Raw genomic sequence first — 6,133 nt, forward strand, 5'->3', positions numbered from 1 at the left:
GGTCGTCTCCGTGGTTGTCATGGTCGTCAAGTTAACCTTGACGTGATCCAAACGTCAAAGCAGACTTGACGACTTGCCATGTCGCGCGCCGGTTCACGCGGGCGCGGTCAGCAGCGGGCCCAGGTCGCGCGACGCTCGGATCACCTCGACCATCTCGGTCATGATCTCGTTCAGGCCGAAGTCCTTGGGAGTGAAGACCATGGCCACCCCGGCCTGCCGGAGGGCGACTGCGTCCGACTCCGGGATGATCCCCCCGACGACGACCGGGATGTCGTCGCCGCCGGCCTCGCGCAGGCGAGCCAGGATGTCGGGGACGAGTTCCATGTGCGAGCCGGAGAGGATCGAGAGGCCGACGAGGTGGACGTCCTCGGCGACGGCCGCGTCGACGATCTGCTCCGGGGTGAGCCGGATGCCCTGGTAGACGACCTCGAAGCCGGCATCGCGGGCCCGCACCGCGACCTGCTCGGCTCCGTTGCTGTGGCCGTCGAGCCCGGGCTTGCCGACGAGCAGGCGCAGTCGCTCGCCGAGCTCCTCGCCCGTGCGGCGCACCGCCTCGCGGGCCCGGGCGAGGCCACCGCCTGGTTCCGTGGAGGCCACGCCGACCGAGGCCGACACACCGGTCGGGGCGCGGTACTCACCGAACTGCTCACGCAGGGTGCCCGCCCACTCCCCCGTCGTCACCTCGGCCCGGGCGCACTCGAGAGAGGCGACCATGAGGTTTGCGCCCGAAGCGGCATCGACCCTGAGCCGGGCGAGAGCCTGCTCTGCCTGGGTACGCCGCTGCGGGTCTGCGTCGCGGCGCTCGCGCCATTCCCGCACAGCTTGCGCAGCGGCCTGCTCGACGCCCGGGTCGACGGTCTGGATCGCGGCCTCGAGGTCGGCGGTGAGCGGGTTGGGCTCGGTCGTCTCGAACCGGTTGAGCCCGACGATGACCTGCTCACCTGACTCGATGCGACGGCGGCGCTCGGCGTGCGAGGCGACCAGGGCCGACTTCATGTACCCGGACTCGACGGCAGCAACGGCCCCACCGAGGCCCTCGATCCGCGCCATCTCGGCTCGGGCACCCTCGACGAGCTGGGCGACCTTGCCCTCGACGACGGGCGAGCCGGTGAACAGGTCGTCGTACTCGAGCAGGTCGGACTCGAAGGCGAGGACCTGCTGCAGGCGAAGCGACCACTGCTGGTCCCACGGACGGGGCAGGCCGAGGGCCTCGTTCCACGCCGGCAGCTGGATGGCCCGCGCCCGGGCGTCCTTGGAGAGGGTGACGGCGAGCATCTCGAGGACGATGCGCTGCACGTTGTTCTCCGGCTGGGCCTCGGTCAGCCCGAGCGAGTTGACCTGGACGCCGTAGCGGAACCGGCGCGCCTTGGCGTCGGTGACGCCATACCGCTGCCGCGTCAGCTCGTCCCAGAGCTGCACGAAGGCGCGCATCTTGCACATCTCCTCGACGAAGCGCACGCCGGCGTTGACGAAGAACGAGATCCGGGCGACGACGCCGGCGAACTCGGCCTCGGGAACCTGCCCGCAGTCACGGACGGCGTCGAGCACGGCGAGCGCGGTCGAGAGCGAGTAGGCCAGCTCCTGGACAGGGGTGGCCCCGGCCTCCTGGAGGTGGTAGCTGCAGATGTTGGTCGGGTTCCACTTCGGGATCTCACGGACCGTGTAGCTGACCAGGTCGGTGATGAGCCGTAGCGACGGCGCCGGGGGGAAGACGTACGTCCCGCGCGAGAGGTACTCCTTGATGATGTCGTTCTGTGTCGTTCCGCCGAGCGAGCGCACCCACTCGCTCGGATCCTCGCCCGCAGCCTCGGCCTGGCGCTCGGCGGTGACCTGGTAGAGCGCGAGCAGCCACATCGCGGTCGCGTTGATCGTCATGGACGTGTTCATGTCCCGCAGGGGGATATCGCGGAAGAGTGCCTCCATGTCGCCGATGTGGCTGATCGGGACCCCGACCTTGCCGACCTCGCCACGAGCCAACACCTCGTCGGGGTCGTAGCCGGTCTGGGTCGGCAGGTCGAACGCGACCGACAACCCGGTCTGGCCCTTGGCGAGGTTGCGGCGGTAGAGCTCGTTGCTGGCTGCGGCGCTCGAGTGGCCCGCGTAGGTCCGCATCAACCAAGGGCGGGCACGGGTGTCGCGCGCAGTGGGGTGCGTCGAGTCCTGCTCAAGCATGCCAGTGAACGTACCCGCGGGCTGCCGGGCTGGGGAGAGAGTCAGGCGGTGAGAGAGGACACAGTGCGGCCCGGACGTGCGGGCGCGAGGATGCGCTCGAGCCGACACCCCCGCACGAGCCGGGTCGTGCGCTCGGACGCACTGACGAGCCAGAGCCGGCGTTGCTCACGGCGGGCACGACGATGAATGTGGACGATGACACCCAGTCCGGTCGCATCGCCGATCTCGGCTTTGCCCAGATGCAGGCGCAGCTCCCCGGGCCCCCGTGAGATGACCTCGTGCAGCAGGTCGCGAATGTCGGGCACGGTGTGGACGTCGAGGGGTCCCTCGATGATGACGTCATGACCGTCTGGTGCGTCGAGCACACGGACCGGTGTCGCCTGGTGGCGGTTGAGCGTCATCAGTGACCTCCCTGCTGCCTATCGCAATGATGCAGGGTATATGCCCGAAAACGTTGGACCCACGCGTCAAGAATCAATCAAGAAATGGTCAAGGAGTTCCAGGTGAATGTGAGGTGTCCTGCCGTCCTGCCGGGCAGCCCTTCGATCGCCTTCTCAGTCAGCCCACGGGTCGTCGTCCGGTTCCCGGGACACATCGGCGCCGAGGGCCCGCAGCGCCTCGTCGAAGCGCGGATACCCGCGGTCGATGTGGTGCACACCGCTGACCAGCGTTTCCCCCTCGGCGACCAGACCGGCGAGGACGAGGGCAGCGCCCGATCGGATGTCGCTCGCCTCGACCGGGGCACCAGAGAGCACAGGCACCCCGTGGACCATGACGTGATGGCCGTCGACCTGGGCGTCGGCACCGAGTCGGGCGAGCTCCTGGACTATCCGGAAGCGGGCCTCGAAGAGGTTCTCGGTCACCATGGCGCTGCCCGCCGCGACGGAGTTGTAGGCCATGGCGAAGGGTTGCAGGTCGGTCGGGAAGCCGGGGTAGGGCAGGGTCGCGACGTCGAAGGCGGCGGGCCGGTCCAGGGCGGCGACCCGGAACCCGCGGCGGGTCGTCTCGATCGTGCAGCCGGCCTGCTCGAGGGCCGCCAGCGGGGCGCGGAGGTGCTCGACGACACCCCCGACGACCTCGAGGTCGCCACGCGTCGTCGTCGCTGCGAAGGCCCAGCTGCCGGCCGCGATCCGGTCGGGGATGACGGCGTGGGTCGCGGGCATGAGGCCCTCGACACCCTCGACGACGATGCACGAGGTCCCGGCGCCGGAGACCTGCGCACCCATCGCGACGAGCAGGTCGGCGAGGTCGGCGATCTCCGGCTCGCGGGCGGCGTTGTCGATGACGGTGCGGCCGCGGGCGAGCACGGCCGCGGTGAGGATGTTCTCCGTGGCGCCGACGCTCGGGAACTCGAGCCGGATCCCGGTCCCGGTGAGCCCCTGCGGGGCGGTGGCGATGAGATAGCCGTGGGACACGTGGACCGAGGCGCCCAGCGCCTCCAGACCGGCAGCATGCAGGTCGAGACCCCGTGACCCGATGGCGTCGCCCCCGGGGACCGCGACATCGGCTGCGCCGGTACGGGCCACGAGGGGACCCAGGGCCGAGATGGAGGCCCGTAAGGCCCGCACGAGCCGGTAGTCGGCCCGATGGCCGATCTTCCCGGGCACATCGAGGACGACCAGCCCGGACGGGGGGTCGTAGCAGACGTCGACGCCGAGGCTGCGCAGCAGCTCCGCCATGATCGACACATCCGCGATCGCCGGCACGTTCGTCAGGGTCGTGCGGCCCTCCGCTAGCAGCGCCGCAGCCATGAGCTTGAGGGCGCTGTTCTTGGCGCCGACGACCGAGACCTCACCGACCAGGCGCGCGCCGCCGCGGACCCGGAACCGCTCTCTCACCCAAGAGACCCTATCCGCAGGTGCGCCGCCGTCTGCGAGAGTTGGCGCATGGTCAACCTCACGAAGATCTACACCCGCACGGGTGACGACGGCACGACGGCCCTCGGCGACTTCTCGCGCACGAGCAAGAACGACCCCCGCTTGCAGGCCTATGCGGACTGCAACGAGGCCAACGCGGCGATCGGGGTGGCCATCGCCGCAGGCGGCCTCGAGCAGGACGTGCGGATCACCCTGCTCCGCGTCCAGAACGAGCTCTTCGACGTCGGCGCCGACCTGTCGACCCCGCTGCAGGAGACCTACCCGTTCCCGCCGTTGCGCGTCGACCAGCCCTGGGTCGACGATCTCGAGACCGACTGCGACCGCTACCTCGAGGGTCTGCCGAAGCTGAGGTCCTTCATCCTGCCCGGCGGCACGGCAGGGTCGGCCCACCTGCACCTTGCCACGACGATCGTCCGGCGTGCCGAGCGGTCGGCGTGGGCGGCCATCGCCGAGCACGGCGAGGCGCTCGGACCCGAGCGCGGCAGCGGTGGCGTCAACATCCTCACCGCGAAGTACCTCAACCGCCTGTCCGACCTGCTCTTCATCCTCGCCCGGGTCGCGAACCTACCGATCGGCGGCGACGTCCTCTGGCAGCCCGGCGGCGGCCGGGTCGAGCAGCCCGAGTGACATCGGTCCCCGCGAACCGACTGTTCGAGGATGTGGCTGCCGGCTACGCGACGTTGACGTTGTAGCCGGGCGGCGCGGCCTCCTGCCAGGAGCGCAGCGCCGTGTAGTCGGCGTGGGCGAGGGCAAGATCGAAGCGCTCCGACCCCGAGGTGCACGGCACCCGCTGGGCCGCCGGGATGACCGGGATCGACTCCCCCGGCGGGAGCGGCCCGGGCGTCTCGAGCAGCAGGGACTGGCGCGCCCACCGGTGCCGCGGGCGTACCGAGACGCCCCCGAGCGCGTACCACTCGAGGGCGTTGTCCCCGAACTTGATCAGACCGAGGCGCCAGCGCTTGACACTCTCGGGGCGTACGGCACAGACCGTCAGCGGCTGGCCGTGAGCGATGTAGCGACGCCTCGCATACGTCACGACGAGAACGAGCGCGACAGCGACCAGAAGGATGCCGATCACGATCTCGGTGGAGACGAGAGCGGACGGCACCGTCGCTCCTCAGTGCCCGGCGCCGTGCAGGGACGAGGCGTCGACGTGCTCGGCGACGATCGTCACGACGTCGGAGTCGACCGACAGGAACCCGCCGTCGACCCTGGCGTGATGGCGCGAGCCGTCCATGGCCTGGATCGTCACCTCGCCCTCGACGATGGCGCCGAGCAGCGGTGAGTGCCCGGGCAGGATGCCGAGCTCGCCGCTCGCGGTGCGGCCTCGAACGAACTTCGCCTCGCCCTCCCAGACCTTGCGGTCGGCCGCGACCATCTCAACCTTGAGTGAACCCACGTGTTCCTCCGGATCTCGGACAGTGTCAGAAGTGTAGTGCCTCGCGCCGAGGCCTCGTCCGCCTGCACAGTCGGTGGACAAACCCTGCGTATGGCGCTGGGCGCGCTTCCCGCGAAAGCGCGCCCAGCGGCATACCTGTTGGACCGCCTAACGAGCGGTCAGAGGTTCTTCTGGATCTCGGCCCACTGACGCTCGACGTCGTCGAGGCCGCCGCACATGAAGAACGCCTGCTCACCGACGTTGTCGAAGTCGCCGTCGGCGACCTTGGTGAAGGCCTCGATCGTGTCGGCGAGCGGGACCGTCGAGCCGTCGAGACCCGTGAACTGCTTGGCCACATAGGTGTTCTGCGACAGGAAGCGCTGGATCCGGCGAGCCCGGTTGACGAGGATCTTGTCCTCCTCGGACAGCTCGTCGACGCCGAGGATCGCGATGATGTCCTGCAGCTCCTTGTTGCGCTGCAGGATCGACTTGATCCGGACGGCGGTGTCGTAGTGCTCTTGGGAGATGTAGCGCGGGTCGAGGATCCGGCTCGTCGAGGAGAGCGGGTCCACGGCGGGGTAGATACCCATCGAGGCGATGTCACGCGAGAGCTCGGTCGTCGCGTCCAGGTGCGCGAACGTCGTGGCGGGAGCGGGGTCGGTGTAGTCGTCGGCGGGCACGTAGATCGCCTGCATCGAGGTGATCG

6 protein-coding genes and 1 pseudogene are annotated in these 6,133 nt (G+C 69.6%); 1 reads left to right on the forward strand and 6 read right to left on the reverse strand.

The genetic code is table 11. The annotated features are described in order from the left end of the window. Nucleotides 1-93: 93 nt before the first annotated feature. From L0H79_RS19890 to murA, 3 genes are all read right to left on the reverse strand, one after another. Nucleotides 94-2,112, reverse strand: coding sequence for a protein meaA (locus tag L0H79_RS19890; RefSeq protein ID WP_301486384.1), 2,019 nt, complete (start codon nucleotides 2,110-2,112; stop codon nucleotides 94-96). Nucleotides 2,113-2,213: 101 nt separating this feature from the next. Next, nucleotides 2,214-2,573 carry an STAS domain-containing protein gene (locus L0H79_RS19895; protein ID WP_301486379.1) on the reverse strand — a complete coding sequence of 120 codons (360 nt, stop codon included), beginning with the start codon at nucleotides 2,571-2,573 and terminating at the stop codon, nucleotides 2,214-2,216. 153 nt (nucleotides 2,574-2,726) lie between these two features. Beyond that, a complete protein-coding gene (gene murA, locus L0H79_RS19900; protein ID WP_301486380.1) occupies nucleotides 2,727-4,010 on the reverse strand; it encodes a UDP-N-acetylglucosamine 1-carboxyvinyltransferase in 1,284 nt (427 codons plus the stop codon). 48 nt (nucleotides 4,011-4,058) lie between these two features. Between murA and L0H79_RS19905 the strand changes: the two genes are divergently transcribed. Next, the gene (locus L0H79_RS19905) at nucleotides 4,059-4,676 is read left to right on the forward strand and encodes a cob(I)yrinic acid a,c-diamide adenosyltransferase (RefSeq protein WP_301486381.1); all 618 of its coding nucleotides are present in this window, start codon (nucleotides 4,059-4,061) and stop codon (nucleotides 4,674-4,676) included. A gap of 43 nt (nucleotides 4,677-4,719) precedes the next feature. On the opposite strand, the gene L0H79_RS19910 is transcribed toward L0H79_RS19905, so the two are convergent. From L0H79_RS19910 to L0H79_RS19920, 3 genes and pseudogenes are all read right to left on the reverse strand, one after another. After that, entirely contained in the window at nucleotides 4,720-5,157 is a 438-nt protein-coding gene (locus L0H79_RS19910) for a DUF2550 domain-containing protein (protein ID WP_301486382.1), read from the reverse strand. Nucleotides 5,158-5,166: 9 nt separating this feature from the next. Next, nucleotides 5,167-5,448, reverse strand: coding sequence for a F0F1 ATP synthase subunit epsilon (locus L0H79_RS19915; protein ID WP_301486383.1), 282 nt, complete (start codon nucleotides 5,446-5,448; stop codon nucleotides 5,167-5,169). Nucleotides 5,449-5,606: 158 nt separating this feature from the next. Continuing rightward, nucleotides 5,607-6,133 (reverse strand): annotated as a pseudogene (locus tag L0H79_RS19920) (F0F1 ATP synthase subunit beta); the annotation flags it as partial.

Origin of the sequence: Intrasporangium sp., assembly GCF_030452765.1 — a bacterium.
Lineage (GTDB): Bacteria > Actinomycetota > Actinomycetes > Actinomycetales > Dermatophilaceae > Intrasporangium_A.